The 15,802-nt window shown below is 38.8% G+C and carries 27 protein-coding genes; 1 reads left to right on the top strand and 26 read right to left on the bottom strand.

From position 1 onward, the window contains the following. The 23 genes from rplO to DUT70_RS20790 all read right to left on the bottom strand — a co-directional run bounded on the left by rplO (position 1) and on the right by DUT70_RS20790 (position 12,601). Complete coding sequence (rplO, locus tag DUT70_RS20900) at positions 1-447, bottom strand: 50S ribosomal protein L15 (protein WP_113649318.1); 447 nt, start codon at positions 445-447, stop codon at positions 1-3. Positions 448-554: 107 nt separating this feature from the next. Beyond that, positions 555-734 (bottom strand): 50S ribosomal protein L30, encoded by a 180-nt coding sequence (gene rpmD / locus DUT70_RS20895; protein WP_113638051.1) that lies wholly within the window; start codon positions 732-734, stop codon positions 555-557. Between the two features lie 4 nt (positions 735-738). After that, positions 739-1,257 carry a 30S ribosomal protein S5 gene (gene rpsE, locus DUT70_RS20890; protein ID WP_113649317.1) on the bottom strand — a complete coding sequence of 173 codons (519 nt, stop codon included), beginning with the start codon at positions 1,255-1,257 and terminating at the stop codon, positions 739-741. A gap of 17 nt (positions 1,258-1,274) precedes the next feature. Then, a complete protein-coding gene (gene rplR / locus DUT70_RS20885; protein ID WP_113649316.1) occupies positions 1,275-1,628 on the bottom strand; it encodes a 50S ribosomal protein L18 in 354 nt (117 codons plus the stop codon). 5 nt (positions 1,629-1,633) lie between these two features. Continuing rightward, positions 1,634-2,191, bottom strand: a complete 558-nt coding sequence (rplF, locus tag DUT70_RS20880) for a 50S ribosomal protein L6 (protein ID WP_113649315.1) — start codon at positions 2,189-2,191, stop codon at positions 1,634-1,636. 15 nt (positions 2,192-2,206) lie between these two features. Continuing rightward, positions 2,207-2,605 (bottom strand): 30S ribosomal protein S8, encoded by a 399-nt coding sequence (gene rpsH / locus DUT70_RS20875; RefSeq protein WP_097132828.1) that lies wholly within the window; start codon positions 2,603-2,605, stop codon positions 2,207-2,209. Positions 2,606-2,771: 166 nt separating this feature from the next. Next, positions 2,772-3,041, bottom strand: a complete 270-nt coding sequence (gene rpsN, locus DUT70_RS20870) for a 30S ribosomal protein S14 (RefSeq protein ID WP_113649314.1) — start codon at positions 3,039-3,041, stop codon at positions 2,772-2,774. Next, positions 3,041-3,607, bottom strand: coding sequence for a 50S ribosomal protein L5 (gene rplE, locus DUT70_RS20865; protein WP_113649313.1), 567 nt, complete (start codon positions 3,605-3,607; stop codon positions 3,041-3,043). The genes rpsN and rplE overlap by 1 nt, the downstream gene beginning before the upstream one ends. Next, positions 3,607-3,948, bottom strand: a complete 342-nt coding sequence (gene rplX, locus DUT70_RS20860; protein ID WP_113649312.1) for a 50S ribosomal protein L24 — start codon at positions 3,946-3,948, stop codon at positions 3,607-3,609. The genes rplE and rplX overlap by 1 nt, the downstream gene beginning before the upstream one ends. A gap of 1 nt (position 3,949) precedes the next feature. Beyond that, a complete protein-coding gene (gene rplN, locus DUT70_RS20855; protein WP_113638058.1) occupies positions 3,950-4,318 on the bottom strand; it encodes a 50S ribosomal protein L14 in 369 nt (122 codons plus the stop codon). Position 4,319: 1 nt separating this feature from the next. Continuing rightward, entirely contained in the window at positions 4,320-4,574 is a 255-nt protein-coding gene (gene rpsQ, locus DUT70_RS20850) for a 30S ribosomal protein S17 (RefSeq protein ID WP_113638059.1), read from the bottom strand. A 13-nt stretch (positions 4,575-4,587) separates the two neighbouring features. Further along, positions 4,588-4,800 (bottom strand): 50S ribosomal protein L29, encoded by a 213-nt coding sequence (gene rpmC / locus DUT70_RS20845; protein ID WP_113649311.1) that lies wholly within the window; start codon positions 4,798-4,800, stop codon positions 4,588-4,590. A gap of 74 nt (positions 4,801-4,874) precedes the next feature. After that, positions 4,875-5,297 (bottom strand): 50S ribosomal protein L16, encoded by a 423-nt coding sequence (gene rplP, locus DUT70_RS20840; protein ID WP_113638061.1) that lies wholly within the window; start codon positions 5,295-5,297, stop codon positions 4,875-4,877. Between the two features lie 34 nt (positions 5,298-5,331). Further along, a complete protein-coding gene (gene rpsC, locus DUT70_RS20835) occupies positions 5,332-6,165 on the bottom strand; it encodes a 30S ribosomal protein S3 (protein ID WP_113649310.1) in 834 nt (277 codons plus the stop codon). A 5-nt stretch (positions 6,166-6,170) separates the two neighbouring features. Further along, entirely contained in the window at positions 6,171-6,533 is a 363-nt protein-coding gene (gene rplV / locus DUT70_RS20830) for a 50S ribosomal protein L22 (protein WP_113649309.1), read from the bottom strand. A gap of 7 nt (positions 6,534-6,540) precedes the next feature. Continuing rightward, positions 6,541-6,807 carry a 30S ribosomal protein S19 gene (rpsS, locus tag DUT70_RS20825; protein ID WP_113649308.1) on the bottom strand — a complete coding sequence of 89 codons (267 nt, stop codon included), beginning with the start codon at positions 6,805-6,807 and terminating at the stop codon, positions 6,541-6,543. Further along, positions 6,807-7,631 (bottom strand): 50S ribosomal protein L2, encoded by an 825-nt coding sequence (rplB, locus tag DUT70_RS20820; protein ID WP_113649307.1) that lies wholly within the window; start codon positions 7,629-7,631, stop codon positions 6,807-6,809. Before rplB ends, rpsS begins: the two co-directional genes overlap by 1 nt. Positions 7,632-7,656: 25 nt before the next feature. After that, entirely contained in the window at positions 7,657-7,947 is a 291-nt protein-coding gene (gene rplW, locus DUT70_RS20815; RefSeq protein WP_113649306.1) for a 50S ribosomal protein L23, read from the bottom strand. A 1-nt stretch (position 7,948) separates the two neighbouring features. Continuing rightward, a complete protein-coding gene (gene rplD / locus DUT70_RS20810) occupies positions 7,949-8,578 on the bottom strand; it encodes a 50S ribosomal protein L4 (RefSeq protein ID WP_113649305.1) in 630 nt (209 codons plus the stop codon). A gap of 5 nt (positions 8,579-8,583) precedes the next feature. Beyond that, on the bottom strand, positions 8,584-9,198 hold the full coding sequence (gene rplC / locus DUT70_RS20805) for a 50S ribosomal protein L3 (RefSeq protein ID WP_113649335.1): 615 nt from the start codon (positions 9,196-9,198) through the stop codon (positions 8,584-8,586). Between the two features lie 602 nt (positions 9,199-9,800). Beyond that, positions 9,801-10,190: a DUF1634 domain-containing protein gene (locus DUT70_RS20800; RefSeq protein ID WP_113649304.1), complete on the bottom strand. Its 390-nt coding sequence runs from the start codon at positions 10,188-10,190 to the stop codon at positions 9,801-9,803. Positions 10,191-10,332: 142 nt separating this feature from the next. Beyond that, a complete protein-coding gene (locus tag DUT70_RS20795; protein WP_113649334.1) occupies positions 10,333-11,169 on the bottom strand; it encodes a sulfite exporter TauE/SafE family protein in 837 nt (278 codons plus the stop codon). Positions 11,170-11,344: 175 nt separating this feature from the next. Next, the gene (locus DUT70_RS20790) at positions 11,345-12,601 is read right to left on the bottom strand and encodes a prephenate dehydrogenase (RefSeq protein ID WP_113649303.1); all 1,257 of its coding nucleotides are present in this window, start codon (positions 12,599-12,601) and stop codon (positions 11,345-11,347) included. A 162-nt stretch (positions 12,602-12,763) separates the two neighbouring features. Here DUT70_RS20790 and DUT70_RS20785 point away from each other — a divergent pair, with 162 nt between their 5' ends. Next, positions 12,764-13,444, top strand: a complete 681-nt coding sequence (locus tag DUT70_RS20785; RefSeq protein WP_113649302.1) for a hypothetical protein — start codon at positions 12,764-12,766, stop codon at positions 13,442-13,444. Positions 13,445-13,636: 192 nt separating this feature from the next. Here DUT70_RS20785 and DUT70_RS20780 read toward each other — a convergent pair whose 3' ends face one another. From DUT70_RS20780 to DUT70_RS20770, 3 genes are all read right to left on the bottom strand, one after another. Next, the gene (locus DUT70_RS20780; protein WP_113649301.1) at positions 13,637-14,014 is read right to left on the bottom strand and encodes a hypothetical protein; all 378 of its coding nucleotides are present in this window, start codon (positions 14,012-14,014) and stop codon (positions 13,637-13,639) included. Between the two features lie 73 nt (positions 14,015-14,087). Continuing rightward, complete coding sequence (locus tag DUT70_RS20775; RefSeq protein WP_113649300.1) at positions 14,088-15,035, bottom strand: N-formylglutamate amidohydrolase; 948 nt, start codon at positions 15,033-15,035, stop codon at positions 14,088-14,090. A gap of 17 nt (positions 15,036-15,052) precedes the next feature. Next, positions 15,053-15,718 carry a hypothetical protein gene (locus DUT70_RS20770; RefSeq protein ID WP_113649299.1) on the bottom strand — a complete coding sequence of 222 codons (666 nt, stop codon included), beginning with the start codon at positions 15,716-15,718 and terminating at the stop codon, positions 15,053-15,055. Positions 15,719-15,802 lie beyond the last annotated feature (84 nt).

The raw sequence follows: 15,802 nt of genomic DNA, 5'->3' as shown, positions 1-15,802 counted from the left end.
TTATAGTTTTACGATTGAGCCTCCAGCAGCTTCGATAGCTTTTTGTGCACTTGCAGAAAAAGCGTGAGCTGTAACTTCCAATTTAGCTTTAACTTCACCACGACCTAAAATTTTTACCAAGTCATTTTTAGAAGCTAAACCATGCTCCTGCAATGTAGCAAAATTTATGGTTGTTAAGCTAAATTTTTCTGCTAATCCTTGTAATACGTCTAAGTTTACACCTACGTATTCGGTACGGTTAATTGGTTTGAAACCAACTTTAGGCACACGACGTTGTAAAGGCATTTGACCACCTTCGAAACCAACCTTAGTTGAGTGACCTGAACGTGAACCAGCTCCTTTGTGACCACGAGTTGATGTACCGCCACGACCAGAACCTTGACCACGACCTATTCTTTTACTAGTTTTTACAGAACCTTTTGCAGGTTTTAGATTACTTAAGTTCATTTTTGAAACTTATTGTGTTGCCCCTTCGCTTTCACTAATCAGGAAACAACGATTAAACAAAAAAATTTGCCTAAGATATCAATCTTAAGCAAATTCCGATAATAATATTATATAGCTTCGATAGCTACTAAGTGATTAACTTTTCTAACCATGCCGATGATTGCAGCATTAGCCTCAACCTCAACACTTTGGTTTAATTTATTCAAACCTAAAGCTTTCATGGTTCTTTTTTGGCGCTCGCTTCTGTCGATAACGCTTTTTACCTGAGTGATTTTAATTTTCGCCATGTTCTTATCCGTTAAAAACTTTGTTTAAATCAACACCACGGTTTTGTGCTACGGTGTAAGCATCACGCATTTTAGTTAATGCATCAACTGTAGCTTTTACCACGTTGTGAGGATTTGATGAACCTTTTGATTTTGCCAATACGTTGTGGATACCAGCACTTTCTAGTACGGCACGCATCGCACCACCAGCAATTACTCCAGTACCTACAGCAGCAGGCTTAATTAATACAAAACCACCAGAGTATTTACCGATTTGCTCGTGAGGTACAGTACCGTTCAAAATAGGAACTTTTACCAAGTTCTTTTTTGCATCGTCTACACCTTTTGCGATAGCTTCAGTTACCTCTTTAGCTTTGCCTAATCCGTAACCTACAACGCCGTTTTCATCACCTACAACTACGATAGCTGAAAAGCTGAAAGTACGACCACCTTTGGTTACTTTAGCAACACGTTGGATGCTCACTAAGCGATCTTTTAATTCAATCTCGCTAGTTTTAACTCTTTTTATATTGATAGTTGACATTATATCTTATTTAATGATTAAAATACTAGACCAGCTTCGCGGGCGCCTTCTGCCAACGATTTTACACGACCATGGTATAGGTAACCATTTCTGTCGAAAACAACTTCTTTAACACCAGCTGCAATTGCTTTTTCGGCAACTAATTTGCCTACTGCAACTGATTGCTCAGATTTGTTTCCTGAAGCATTGAAATCTTTAGATAAAGATGATGCTGCAACTATAGTTTTACCAGTTTCATCGTTAATGATTTGAGCATAAATACCTTTATTGCTTCTATAAACTGATAAACGTGGACGGTTTTCAGATCCAGTAAGTCTTTTTCTGATACCTTTTTTAATACGCTCTCTGCGTGATAATTTTTTTCCTGCCATTTTAATTATTTTTTAGAAGCTGATTTACCTGCTTTTCTTCTTAACACTTCACCTACAAACTTGATACCTTTACCTTTGTAAGGCTCTGGAGCACGTAACGAACGGATTTTCGCTGCTACTTGACCGATCAATTGTTTGTCGATGCTCTCTAAAATAATTTTAGGAGTTTGACCTTTTTCTGATGTGGTCGTTACTTTAATTTCTTGAGGTAATTGGAACACGTAGTGGTGAGAATAACCTAATACTAAATCTAAGGTTTGACCTTGATTTGAAGCACGGTAACCAACACCTACTAATTCTTGCTCTAATTTATAACCTTGTGTTACACCTACCACCATGTTGTTGATCAATGAGCGATACAAACCGTGTAGGGCTCTGTGTCTTTTTTGATCTGTTGGACGTTGTACGGTTAAAACACCTTCTTCTTGTGAGATAGTGATATCTTGATCTACTAACTGGGTTAACTCACCTTTAGGACCTTTTACGGTTACTAAATTGTTGTTATCAACGGTAACGGTTACTCCAGCAGGGATGCTAATTGGGGCTTTTCCTATTCTTGACATTGCGTTATCCTCCTATTAATAAACATGACACAATACCTCACCACCAATGTTCAATTTGGCTGCTTCTTTATCGGTCATTACACCTTTAGAAGTAGATAAGATTGCGATACCTAAACCATTTAATACTCTTGGCATGTTTTCAACGCCTGCATACTGTCTCAAACCTGGCTTGCTGATACGGGTTAACGTACGGATAGCAGGGATTTTAGAGATTGCATTGTATTTCAACGCAATTTTGATTACTCCTTGAGCAGTAGTGTCTTCAAACTTGTAGTTTGCAATGTAACCTTTGTCGAAAAGAACTTTAGTGATTTCTTTTTTTAGGTTAGAAGCGGGAATTTCTACGATTCTGTGATTTGCTTTGATAGCATTTCTTAATCTTGTAAGATAATCCGCTATTGGATCTGTATTCATTCTTATTGAATTGTGATAATGGTTTCCGTACGCGTCACCTGACTTCTGGACCTATTATCGGTTAATATTCTGTTTTTTTCGCAATACGCTAATGAGCCATAAGCTGTAAGGGCTGCAAAAATACAACTTACAACTTATAACTCAAAAACTTATATCACTTAAATAATTACCAGCTAGCTTTTCTAACTCCCGGTATCTTACCTTCTAAAGCCATTTCACGGAAAGTTACCCTTGAAATACCGAAGGTACGCATGTAACCACGAGGACGGCCAGTTAACTTGCAACGGTTGTGTAAACGCACAGCCGAAGAGTTTTTAGGTAATTTATCTAATGCTGCGAAATCGCCGGCTGCTTTCAATGCTGCACGTTTCTCAGCATATTTAGCTACCATTTTCTGGCGTTTAACTTCGCGAGCTTTTACTCCTTCTTTTGCCATTATTGTTCTGCTTTTTGATTTTTAAATGGTAATCCAAACTGTTTTAAAAGTTCCAACGCTTCAACATCGCTACCGGCAGAAGTTACGAAAGTAATGTCCATACCTAAAATCTTGTTGATTTTGTCGATGTTGATCTCTGGGAAAATGATTTGCTCAGTAACACCTAAAGTGTAGTTACCTTTTCCATCAAATCCTTTATCGTTGATCCCTTTGAAATCACGGATACGAGGCAAAGCTACTGAGATCAATCTGTCTAAGAACTCATACATGTTGTTGTCACGCAAAGTTACACGTACACCAACTGGCATACCTTTACGTAATTTGAAGTTTGAGATATCTTTTTTAGACTTAGCACTAACCGCTTGCTGACCAGTAATGGTAGACAATTCAAGGATAGAGCTATCGATGATCTTTTTGTCAGCTACAGAGTAACGACCAACACCTTGGTTGATAGAAATTTTCTGCAACTTAGGAACCTGCATCACAGTTTTGTAGTTGAACTTTTCTTTCAAAGCTCCTACAATTTCCTCTTTATATTTGCTTTTTAATCTTGGTACGTATGCCATTATTTAATTTCCTCCCCTGAAATTTTAGCAACTCTAACTAATTTCCCGTCGGCGTTTAATTTACGGCCAACACGAGTAGTTTTACCAGATTTTGGATCAACCAACTGAACGTTTGAAATATGAAGAGCAGCCTCTTTTTTAATTATACCGCCATTTGGGCTAGCAGCGCTTGGCTTAGTGTGCTTAGATACAAGGTTTACACCTTCTACTACCACTCTGTTTTGAGATACAAGTACTTCTTGTACTTTACCTTGTTGTCCTTTAGAATCGCCAGCAATTACTTTTACCAGGTCACCTTTACGGATCTTTAATTTTGCCGGTTTGTTAACTTTGTTTCCCATTTTATAATACCTCCGGTGCTAATGATACAATTTTCATGAATTGTTTTTCACGCAGTTCTCTTGCTACTGGGCCAAAGATACGTGTGCCACGAGGCTCATCTTGGTTGTTTAACAACACTGCTGCATTGTCGTCAAAACGGATATAAGAACCATCTTTACGACGGATTTCTTTTTTAGTTCTAACTACAACTGCTTTAGAAACAGTTCCTTTTTTAATGTTACCAGAAGGCAATGCGCTTTTTACGGTAACAACAATTTTGTCACCAATAGAAGCGTATCTTTTGCCAGTTCCACCAAGTACACGGATCACCAATACTTGTTTTGCGCCGCTATTGTCGGCTACATTTAATCTTGATTCCTGTTGTACCATCTTATTTAGCTCTTTCTAAAATTTGTACTAATCTCCAGTTCTTGTTTTTGCTCAATGGACGAGTTTCCATGATCAATACTGTATCACCGATACCGCATTCGTTTTTCTCGTCGTGAGCCATAAATTTGGTAGTTTTCTTCACGAACTTACCATAAATCGGGTGTTTCACTTTACGCTCCACTGCAACTACCACAGATTTATCCATTTTGTTGCTTACTACTAACCCGGTTCTTGTTTTTCTTAATTGTCTTTCCATTTCGACTCTAAAGTTATTTAGTTTCAGTAGCTGCTGCTGCTTTTTTAGCAACAGACAATTCAGTGTTTAATCGGGCTATAGTTTTTCTAGCCGCAGTGATGCGGTTAGGATTCTCGATAGCCGAAATTGTGTGCGCAAATTTTAACTTAACTAAGTTTTGTTTTTCTTCTGCGATCTTAGCTACTAGTTCTTCTTGTGAAAGCCCTTTGATTTCTGAGTTTTTCATCTTATTAATTTTTATATGATGGGTCTAGCGGTTATAATAACAAGTTACTTACAACATTGATCCCATCTAAATTTTTATGCTTCTACGTAATCTCTACGTACTACAAATTTGGTTTGAACAGGTAATTTCTGAGCAGCAAGTCTTAATGCTTCTTTAGCGATTGCCAAAGGCACACCTTCTGCTTCGAAAAGGATACGTCCAGGTCTTACTACTGCTACCCAGTATTCAGGAGCACCTTTACCTTTACCCATACGTACCTCAGCTGGCTTTTTCGTTACCGGCTTATCCGGGAAAATTCTGATCCAAACTTGACCTTCACGTTTCATGTAACGAGTTACCGCGATACGTGCTGCCTCGATTTGGCGACTTGTGATCCAAGTAGCTTCTAAAGACTTGATACCAAAAGATCCGAATGATAGCTCAGCACCACGAGTTGCTAAACCCTTCATCCTGCCTTTTTGCATCTTTCTGAACTTGGTTCTTTTTGGCTGTAACATTTTATTTAAATATTATCGTTGAACGATTTGTTAACTATTTGCGTGGACCTCTGTTTTGGCCACCGCCTCTATTATCTCTTCCGCCTTGACCAGGACGACCGCCACCGCGTTTGTCGTTGTTCCTTCTGTCGCCGCCGCCTCTGTTATCTCTTCCGCCATCGCGTCCGCCGAAGTTACCTTCTGGTCTGCCACCTTTACCAGGTGCGTTGTTAGCAGCGCCGATGTTTGGAGAAAGATCACGTTTACCGTATACTTCACCTTTACAGATCCATACTTTGATACCTATTTTACCATAGGTAGTTAAAGCTTCTGCTAAAGCGTAGTCGATATCGGCACGGAAAGTATGCAAAGGAATTCTTCCTTCTTTGTACTGTTCTGTACGAGCCATCTCCGCACCACCTAAACGGCCAGAAGTCATGATTTTGATTCCTTCTGCACCCATTCTCATGGTTGATGCGATTGATGATTTCATTGCTCTACGGAACGAGATCCTAGCTTCTAATTGTTTAGCAACACCTTCTGCTACTAATTGCGCATCAAGTTCTGGACGTTTGATCTCGAAAATGTTGATTTGAATTTCCTTTTTAGTCAATTTCTTCAACTCTTCTTTGATCTTGTCCACTTCTTGGCCAGCTTTACCGATTACAATTCCTGGACGTGCTGTGTGGATAGTTACCGTGATACGTTTTAAGGTACGCTCGATTACTACTTTAGAAACACCGCCTTTTGCAATACGTGCTGAAAGGTATTTTCTGATTTTTTCGTCCTCAACTAATTTATCAGCATAGTTGTTGCCACCGAACCAGTTAGAATCCCAACCTCTGATGATTCCTAACCTGTTACCTATTGGATGTGCTTTTTGTCCCATTTCTGTTAATTAGTTTGAGTTTCAACGTTTTTACTATCTACTACAAGGGTAACGTGGTTTGAACGTTTACGAATTCTATAACCACGGCCTTGAGGTGCTGGTCTTAATCTTTTCAATTGACGACCACCGTCTACCATAATCGATTTAACGAATAATTGGCTTTCTTCAGGGCGAGAACCAGAGTTTTTTTGCTCCCAATTGTTGATGGCAGACAATAAAAGTTTTTCAACTCTTATAGCAGCTTCTTTATTGGTGTACTTCAAAATCTGTAATGCTTTCTCAACACGCTCACCTCTGATAAGATCCACAACTAAACGCATCTTACGCGGTGAAGTTGGGCAATTGTTTAATTTCGCTACTGCTTCCATCTTTTAATTATTTTTTCTTTTCAGAGTGGCCTCTAAAGGTTCTAGTTGGAGCGAACTCCCCTAGCTTGTGGCCAACCATGTTTTCTGTTACGTATACTGGTATAAATTTATTGCCGTTATGCACTGCAAATGTGTGACCAACGAAATCTGGTGAGATCATTGATCTACGTGACCAAGTTTTGATTACAGTCCTTTTGCCTGAATCATTCATAGAGTTTACTTTTCTCTCTACGTTATGGTCAATATAAGGTCCTTTTTTAATTGAACGAGCCATTATTTCTTCCTTTTCTCTATGATGAAACGATTTGAGTATTTTTTCTTAGAACGAGTTTTGAAGCCTTTAGCTAAAACGCCGTTTCTTGAACGTGGGTGACCACCAGATGATCTACCCTCACCACCACCCATTGGGTGATCTACTGGGTTCATCGCTACTGGACGAGTACGAGGACGACGACCGATCCAACGGCTACGGCCTGCTTTACCCAACACTTCGTTTGCATGATCAGAGTTAGAAACTGTACCAATAGTGGCTAAACAAGTAACTAAGATAGATCTTACTTCGCCAGATGGCATTTTGATAGTAGCATATTTACCATCTCTTGCAGCTAACTGTGCATAAGCACCTGCGCTACGTGCCAACTGAGCACCTTTACCAGGGTGAAGCTCTAAGTTGTGGATAATAGAACCTAACGGAATGTTAGCTAATTTTAAAGTATTACCTACTTCTGGAGTAGCTTTGTCACCCGAAAGCACTGTTTGTCCTACTTGCAACCCTTCAGGTGCAATGATATAACGCTTCTCGCCGTCTGCATAGTTTAATAATGCGATACGTGCGGTACGGTTAGGATCGTATTCAATTGTAGCTACAACTGCAGGGATATCAAACTTATCACGTTTAAAGTCAATTAAACGGTAAGATTTTTTATGACCACCGCCCATATAGCGCATCGTCATTTTACCTGTATTGTTACGTCCTCCCGATTTCTTAGAAGATACAACCAATGATTTTTCGGGCTTGGTTGCTGTAATCTCCGTAAAGCTTGCGCCTACCCTAAAACGGGTTCCCGGAGTGACTGGTTTAAATTTTCTTAAGCCCATAGTTATTAATTATTCAATTTTTATATTAAATATTCGCGTAATAATCTATTGTTTCGCCATCTTTCAATGTAACAATAGCTTTTTTGTATTTAGGGCTACGGCCAGTTACTAAACCTGCTTTAGTGTTTCTGGTTTTTGCCTTACCTTGAACTACCATTGTGTTTAGGGCTACGATGGTTACACCGTACATTTGCTCAATGGCTTTCTTAATCTGCAATTTGTTAGCTCTGTGATCTACTTGGAAAGTAAAACGGTTAGCTTTTTCAGTCAATGCAGATGCTTTTTCGGTTAAAATTGGTTTTTGTAAGATTTCCATATTACTTGGCAAATGCCTCCTCCAATGTTTTAAGCGAGTTAGCAGTTAACAAAAGTTTACCAGCGTTCAACACATCATAAGTGTTTAAATCACCAGCAGTAATTACTTTCGTTTTCTGAATATTTCTGCTTGATAAATAAATATTGTTGTTTTGTTCTGGTAACACTAACAAAGTTTTTTCACCTGCTAAGTTTAATGCGTTAACCAAATTGATATAGTTTTTAGTTTTGATGCTATCAAAGTTGAAATCTTCCAAAACAACAATGCTGTTATCCTGAGCTTTATAAGCTAAAGCTGATTTACGAGCCAATGATTTTAGCTTTTTGTTCAATTTAAAACTATAGTCACGAGGTTGAGGACCAAAAACACGACCACCACCATTGAACAATGGAGATTTAATGCTTCCGGCACGTGCACCACCAGTACCTTTTTGTTTGTATAATTTACGGGTAGAACCAGCAATTTCGTTACGTTGCTTAGATTTGTGAGTACCTTGACGTTGGTTAGCCAAATACTGTTTTACATCTAAATAAATCGCGTGATCGTTTGGCGTTACACCAAATACCGACTCAGGAAGTTGCACCTTGGCACCTGTCTCTTTTCCTGAAATGTTTACTACTTTAACTTCCATCTTGCTTACTTATCTAAGATTACGTAAGAACCTTTAGCTCCTGGAATGGAACCACTAACTACCACTAGGTTTTGCTCAGCGTAAACTTTCAATACTTGTAAGTTTTGAACTTTCACTCTATCACCACCTGTTCTACCAGCCATACGCATTCCTTTGAATACACGTGAAGGCCATGAAGAAGCTCCTAATGAACCTGGTGCACGCATTCTGTTATGCTGACCGTGAGTTTGACCACCCACACCAGCGAAACCATGACGTTTCACAACACCTTGGAAACCTTTACCTTTTGAAGTTCCAACCACATCAACGTAGTCACCTTCAGCGAAGATATCTACCGTTACTGTGTCGCCTAAGTTTAAACCATCAAACTCAGTGAACTCAACCAATTTACGTTTTGGGGTAGTGTTTGCTTTAGCGTAATGACCTTTTAAAGGTTGCGTTACGTTTTTTTCTTTTGCTTCATCAAATCCTAACTGGATAGATGAATAACCGTCTTTTTCTTCGGTTTTAACTTGTGTAACTACACAAGGCCCAGCTTCGATTACAGTACAAGGAATGTTTCTTCCTTCTGCATCGAAAATACTGGTCATTCCTACTTTTTTTCCAATAATTCCTGACATTTCTTTAATTAAGTTAACACCCATCGAAGCAGTAGGGCTTCGTTCAAGGTGGATATACAATCCCCGCAAAGGGACGGCAAAGATAGGCAAGAATTATTAATTTTCAAATAGTTAGCTAAAAAAATTTTAAGGTTTTATTAGTAGCATTTTAAGATTGCAGAAAGCAAGTGAATTTTAAAATGCTTTAAAGAGCCAAAAAACCACAACAGATTGAATTTTAAAACCTTACAGGATTGAACATTTGTGAAGAAAATATCATCCTGCAATTAAGGCTTGAAAAAGCAATAACAGCAACATTTAGGTTATGGAAACTCTGCTTTCTACTTTAATTGCCAAGCTATGGTTTGCTTTAAAGACAGGATGCAGCCATGGCGATTAAACGGTCCTAGGAGTTAAGATGTTAAAGAATAGGCAGGTGTTTTCGATACGCAAAATTACTATGCACGCATAACATAGTACACTCATGGTACACTATCCCTACTTAAACCCTACTTAAGCCCTACTTTAAACCTACCTTTGATATCTTTAAAAGCTCACCTTTGGTAAGCTAAATGATCATTAACGATAAGCGTTCGTATTGAAGGGGCGATGTATCTCTTATATTAATGTGCAAAACCACCGCTTAAACTCGCCATGATGATTGAAAGCACGATTAAACCTATTAATACATAGAGGTAATCTTTTTCGATAAAGAAGCTGACTACTGCCATGATTACTCTAGCAATTGGTGTAAAGATTAGCATTAGGAGTCCAAATTGTACAATTGCTACTCCCTTGAAGGTGATTACTTCTTCGAAAATTGCGGCAACGGTTTTAAGCGATACTTTATCTATATCGAATACGGCATAGTCTATTTTTTCACTGCCGTGGTCGAAAAGATAAATGACACCGCCTAGTATTACAATGGCCATAGAAATATAGACTCCAACTCGAAGTAGGTTGCCTACGAGTGATTGAATGTCTTTATCTGTTATATTTTTAGTTTGTTCCATTAATCTTTATTTTGGAGCCAATCTTTTTATCATTAATTGCTTTAAGATCCTGAAATAAATTTACAAGTAGCTTTCCGCTTCGCTACAGGTCAGGATGACGTACGATGAACTAAAGTCCAAGCATCTCGACCTTGTGTATATATTAAAATCCACCGGAAAGTCCTTTATAAATCATTTGTATGGCCAAAATGGTTACTACCACTGCAAATACCATCTTCAATTTATCGGTTTTAGCTTTTACCAGTACTTTAGCGCCAACTGTTGCTCCTATTAATACGCCAATACAAACTGGCATGGCGATTCCTGGATCTATTTGTCCACGGTGCAAATAAACTACCGCACTTGCCGCAGCGGTAACGCCCATCATAAAGTTGCTGGTAGTGGTAGATACTTTGAAGGGTAAACGCATGATATTATCCATTGCAATTACTTTTAAGGCTCCACTGCCAATTCCCAACAATCCTGATAAGGTACCTGCAAACAACATCATGAAAAAGCCACCTGCTACATTTTTTACGGCATAGGGTGTTTCTACGCCTTGGTTTGGATAGGAACCATTCAGTTTGAAAAATTTAGCACCTTTACTACTATAATCTAAGGTTGTGTGATCGACCTTCTTTTTCAAAGTCATCATTGAAGAGAAGATGAGGATACAGCCGAAAATCACAGCAACATAAGCTGCGTTTAAATAAACTGCAATGACCGCTCCCAAAATAGCCCCAACGGTGGTGGCAATTTCGAGGAACATACCAATCCGCATATTGGTCAATCCTTCTTTTACATAAGCCGCAGCCGAACCTGTAGAAGTAGCGATTACGGATATGATAGAGGCTCCAATGGCATAGTGGATATCAACGCCTAAACCTAAAGTTAATAGCGGGATAATGATCACTCCTCCACCAAGACCTGTTAACGAGCCTAAAAAGCCTGCTAAAAAAGCGCCTAAAAGCACAATTATGGTAAAAATTAACACCGACATGGCGGCAAATATAAACCACTTCAATTGGCTTTTCACCATAAAAAAGCAATAAAAGAATGTCTATAGAATACTTAGATTTTATAGGTTAATTGATAAAGGTTGGTTATTTGGTTAATCGAAATTGCACCATTTTCCTATTGGTTAACTGTTTATTTGACCATAAAAACTAGCTACTTCAGGTCATCAATTGCTTAATCATTTCTGAGCTGAGTTCTCTTCCTGCTAAAAGTCTATTGCTAAAAAAGGCTTTAGCGGCTTCGAAATGTGCTTTGTAGCCTTTCATATCTCCGTAGCCAATAATGGAGGCCCACTCATGTACCGCAGTATGAAATTCTAGGTCATCTTTTCTCATCTCTTTATTATAAAGGGCGGCCTGTATGGTTTCTTCTAATAGTTCTTCGTTTTTGAAAAGATATTCGGCAATGCCTAAGCGTAAACGGAAGGGCGGTGTTTGACAAATTAAATTATCGTATGGATTGACATTCATCGCGTGCCAAGCGCAAACCATGCTCAAAATGCTCAAGTGCGAATTTGGTTTTCTTTGGTGGGCTTTATCTGCCAGGCTAAAGGTTTCCATCATTTCACCATTTAACAGCATTGGCTTTTCGTTTTGGCTGAACATAAAATCTTTGGCCGCATAGATCTTCTTTCTAAAGGTCGTTTCGTTCTCCGCTATCATTAAAGCAAAAAGCTCGCTTTCGGTTTTGGCGTATTCTCTAACTTGCGTTTGTGCATAGGGATTTAAAATGGCCAGTCCTGCATAAATGTGCGATTTATAGCTAAAGATGCGAAGGGTGGTTAGTATTTTAATGTTATCGATACCCCCAGCGTACACTGGATTATCCCAAGGATAGAAACCTGCATTTTTCCAGGCAGAGCCCATACTTTCAAAACCCATATGCGTTACCGCTTGCGTATCAGCCACTATTTGATCATGTTGTTGATAGCTGTCCATTTCGATAATGTTAGCACCTAGCGCTTCATAAACGCTCAACGCTTTTTGATAAACCTCATCGGTTGCTTTGTGACGAATGACGACCAGGGTTTGTCCTTGGGTACTAAACCCAGGGCCATGTAGCGAGTGGCTGGTTACAATATGGGCATCTGTAGGGAGATACTTCTCAAAGGCAGCAATTTCAGGATGCTTTACTGAAGTTTGCCCTGCAACGATTGCTCCATACTTGGTAGATTTTGCAAATCGTGAAACTACTTCATCTATTTTTTCGGCCTCTACGGCATAAATGATAAAATCCGATTTTCGAGAAACTTCGTGTCCATCTGCTAGTATTGCTATGTTTTGGGGTAAAAGCTCCTCTTGAAGTTCTTGGAGTCGGTGGGGCATGTCCGTTCCGCAAACTTGGTAACCAGCTTTAGCAAATGTCAATGCGTAAAGCTTTCCCATATCTCCCAATCCTATTATTCCTATCTGCATTTTGCAAATTTATCGTTGCGTAACCATAAAAAAATGACCCGAATCAATTGATTTCTTGATTAAACATCCTAACTTGAGCAAAATTAACGAGACATGCCAAGTTGATTGGCTATACTATTTATCTGTTTATACTGTTTTAGTATAAACGATATTTACTAGATTATGAGACAAACGATACTTTCTATCACTAGCATTTTATCTTTTACGCTTTGTTTTGGCAACGCTTTCGCCCAAACTCAACCTCCTACTACTGCTCAAAAACCAATTGCCCATACTGTAAAGACAGGGACTTGGGAACGCGATTCGGTTAAAAATACTGATCCGAGTTTAAACGGGCAGTACCAATTTATGCTGTCGCGTACCAGGACTTCGCCTGATGGCTATAAAATGGTTGCAAAATATAGATTAGACCAGCTTTGGAAAAATGTAAGTGATACGCTTAGAAAAGAGCGGGCTGAGCTGAAAGCTCTTCAACAAAAACTTACTGACCAAGGCAAAACGGTTAATTATTTAAAAACTGAAATTTCTGGCAAAGATGCGTCGCTGAACGAGAGTACCAATAAGCTAAATGAGATTAGCTTTTTAGGTATTTCTTTTGACAAGGGCACTTATAGTATTATTGTTTGGAGTATTATTGGGGTATTAGTGATTGCCTTAATCATCATTGTTGCTCGTTCTGGAAAAAGTATCAGTGAGGCTAAACATCGTTCGCAACTGTATACTGAGATTTCGGATGAGTATCAAGCTTATAAATCGAAGGCTGTGGAGAAGGAACGTAAATTGGCAAGGGAACTTCAAGATGAGCGCAATAAGCTGGAAGAACTGACGAACGGAAGACGCTAATCTTTAAACCTTACTTATTTTCTGATTGCTTTTGTAATTCGGCCATGAGCACTTCTGCTACTTTGGTTGCTTTTTGCTTGATATATGCTCGTGGTGTATTGTCGCCCACTTCATAAAGTAATTGAAAATTTTATGCCAATAAAAGTGGCCGCTTAAAAAGACCACTTTTCTAATACTATTCAATAAATAAGATTAACGATATACAACTGCAATTATAATGGTTAGCAGCCATGGAAATAGCAGTGCTAAAAAAACCAAAAGACCTTTAAAAACTCTTAAGCTTTTACTTTCATTTTTCCAATGCCGTTTATATTTATTATAATTTTTGTGGTGTTTGCGATAGTTATATGACATTATAGCCACAAAAACTAAAGCCATTACCCATTTTTCTAAAGCTAGCATTTTTCTTGGTTCCTCGTGCGCAAGTTTAGAGACTATGAGATAGGTATTAAGTAACATCACATTTTGTATCATAGTAATTGCTACAATAGCGGTTATGCCTACACGACCATCCCATTTAAAATAAGCTTTGGTCACCCTATAATAGATGTATTCGAAAAAAAAATCCATATCACTTAAATATTCTGTTAGTTAAATTTGTGCTATGCGGCACTGACATAAAAGTGATGGAAGATTTTCAATTTCATTTGCCTAAGAACAATCCGTAATGACTTTGCATGTATTTGATGATTGCATCTGCAATTTTAGCGCCCGAAGCTTTACGTTCCGTTGGGTTGTTCCTTAAGTTAGGTCCATGGGTTTCTAGTTGAATGGCCGAAACTGCCCCACTAGTTTTTGAACCATAGGTTAGCGTACAGTAGCCCCCATTGAAATAGTCATCATTATTAGGCTTTGGGTCTTGCTTACTTGGCACTGCTCTAATTCCTTCGTTCTCCAGTAGGGTTCCAAAAGCGTAATCGCCCCTAATTAGTTGAGAAAAAGGATACGCAGAAATGGTGGAAAGATGGTAAATGCTTGAGGTAGTGGCTAGGCTGTTTAATCCAGCATCTGTACCGTTCAAGTTCGCTTTTGAGACGATATAGCCCACTTCGACACGAGGGACGGTGTGTCCGTGTCCGTGCATATCTAAAAATAAGCCTTTACCTACATTTTTTTGAACCATCTCCTGTGCTCCTTTGAGGAAAGCATGGTATTCGCGCCAAAGTTGGTTTGCTGCTTCTGTTTTATGATAAGCTTCTTCTAAGGCTCTGTTAGGCTCCATTCTAGACCTTGCGACATCATTCACAATCATATGTGGACGCAAACCGGTTCTACTATATAAGGCATTTGATATCTCAGTAGTTAAAGCCGTTACGTATAAATCCCTAACGATTACGGCATCGGGGTTATCTCTTTGCGGCCAACCATCGGGAATAATGGTTCCGTCGTGGGGAGATGCCAAAATAATTGGTGAATTTAAATCTCCTACAATAAACTTTACATAGTTGTTAGTGCCATAAACGGTAGTATTGGGTTTGTAGTCGACGGTTGTTGGCGGCTGTTGATCGTCAGTGTTATTATTGCTACTTTTTTTACAAGATAGGATGAACAGGCAGGTGCTGATGTATAGTAATAGGCTAATCTTTTTCATTGTTTTAAGCTTTTGATTTAAATAAGAGATTTTTTACCCCACGCTGTTAAAATTTCTCCTACAATGTTTCCAACACCATAGGCGGGATCTTCTTTCACCTCTCTTCCCCATTTGAATTCTTTTGGCACTTTATTGTCGTGCCTGTAACCTCTAATGTGCGTAAATTCATGTGCGATGTGACGGGCTAATCGTCGTGCCAACTCTTCTTTTTCTTGCAGCCAATAATCATAAGTGGTAAATTGATGATTACAGACAAAGGAAGCGCCCATTGTTCCTTTTTTGTCGCCGTTGTTTTTCACATTGATTTGGAGCTTTACGTCTTTTTCTTTCAATAGATTTTGATAAACAGATTCTCCACTGATACGCCCTGTTTTTGGATCGTAAATAGTAAAGAAGCAAGCTTTCTTGGTTTTGCTATAGGCGGAGTCGTTATAGCTTTGCTTAAAAAGAGCCTCCTTAAATTCTTTTGAACGGAAAACTTTAGCCAATAAGGTTTGTGCTTTTTTAAGGGTATCGGCAAAACCTGCGGGTACTTTTGCGCCTTCTTCTACCGTAAAGGAAACGCTGAGATTGAAATCAGCAATATCTGTTTGTTTTTTGAAAATGCCTGATGATGGCGTTGCAAAAATATTGATGGCTAATAGCGCCAAAACAATTAACAGCAGCAATCCTATTTTTTTCATTTTCCTTGTATTAAGATTGATTTTTAGGGATTTTCAGCGGAAGGATGAGGCAAAGATCAGGCAATGGAATAACAAGGAGGAGCA

This window comes from Pedobacter chitinilyticus, assembly GCF_003313385.1.
GTDB lineage: Bacteria > Bacteroidota > Bacteroidia > Sphingobacteriales > Sphingobacteriaceae > Pedobacter > Pedobacter chitinilyticus.
This window is presented reverse-complemented; position numbering and strand designations above follow the sequence as displayed.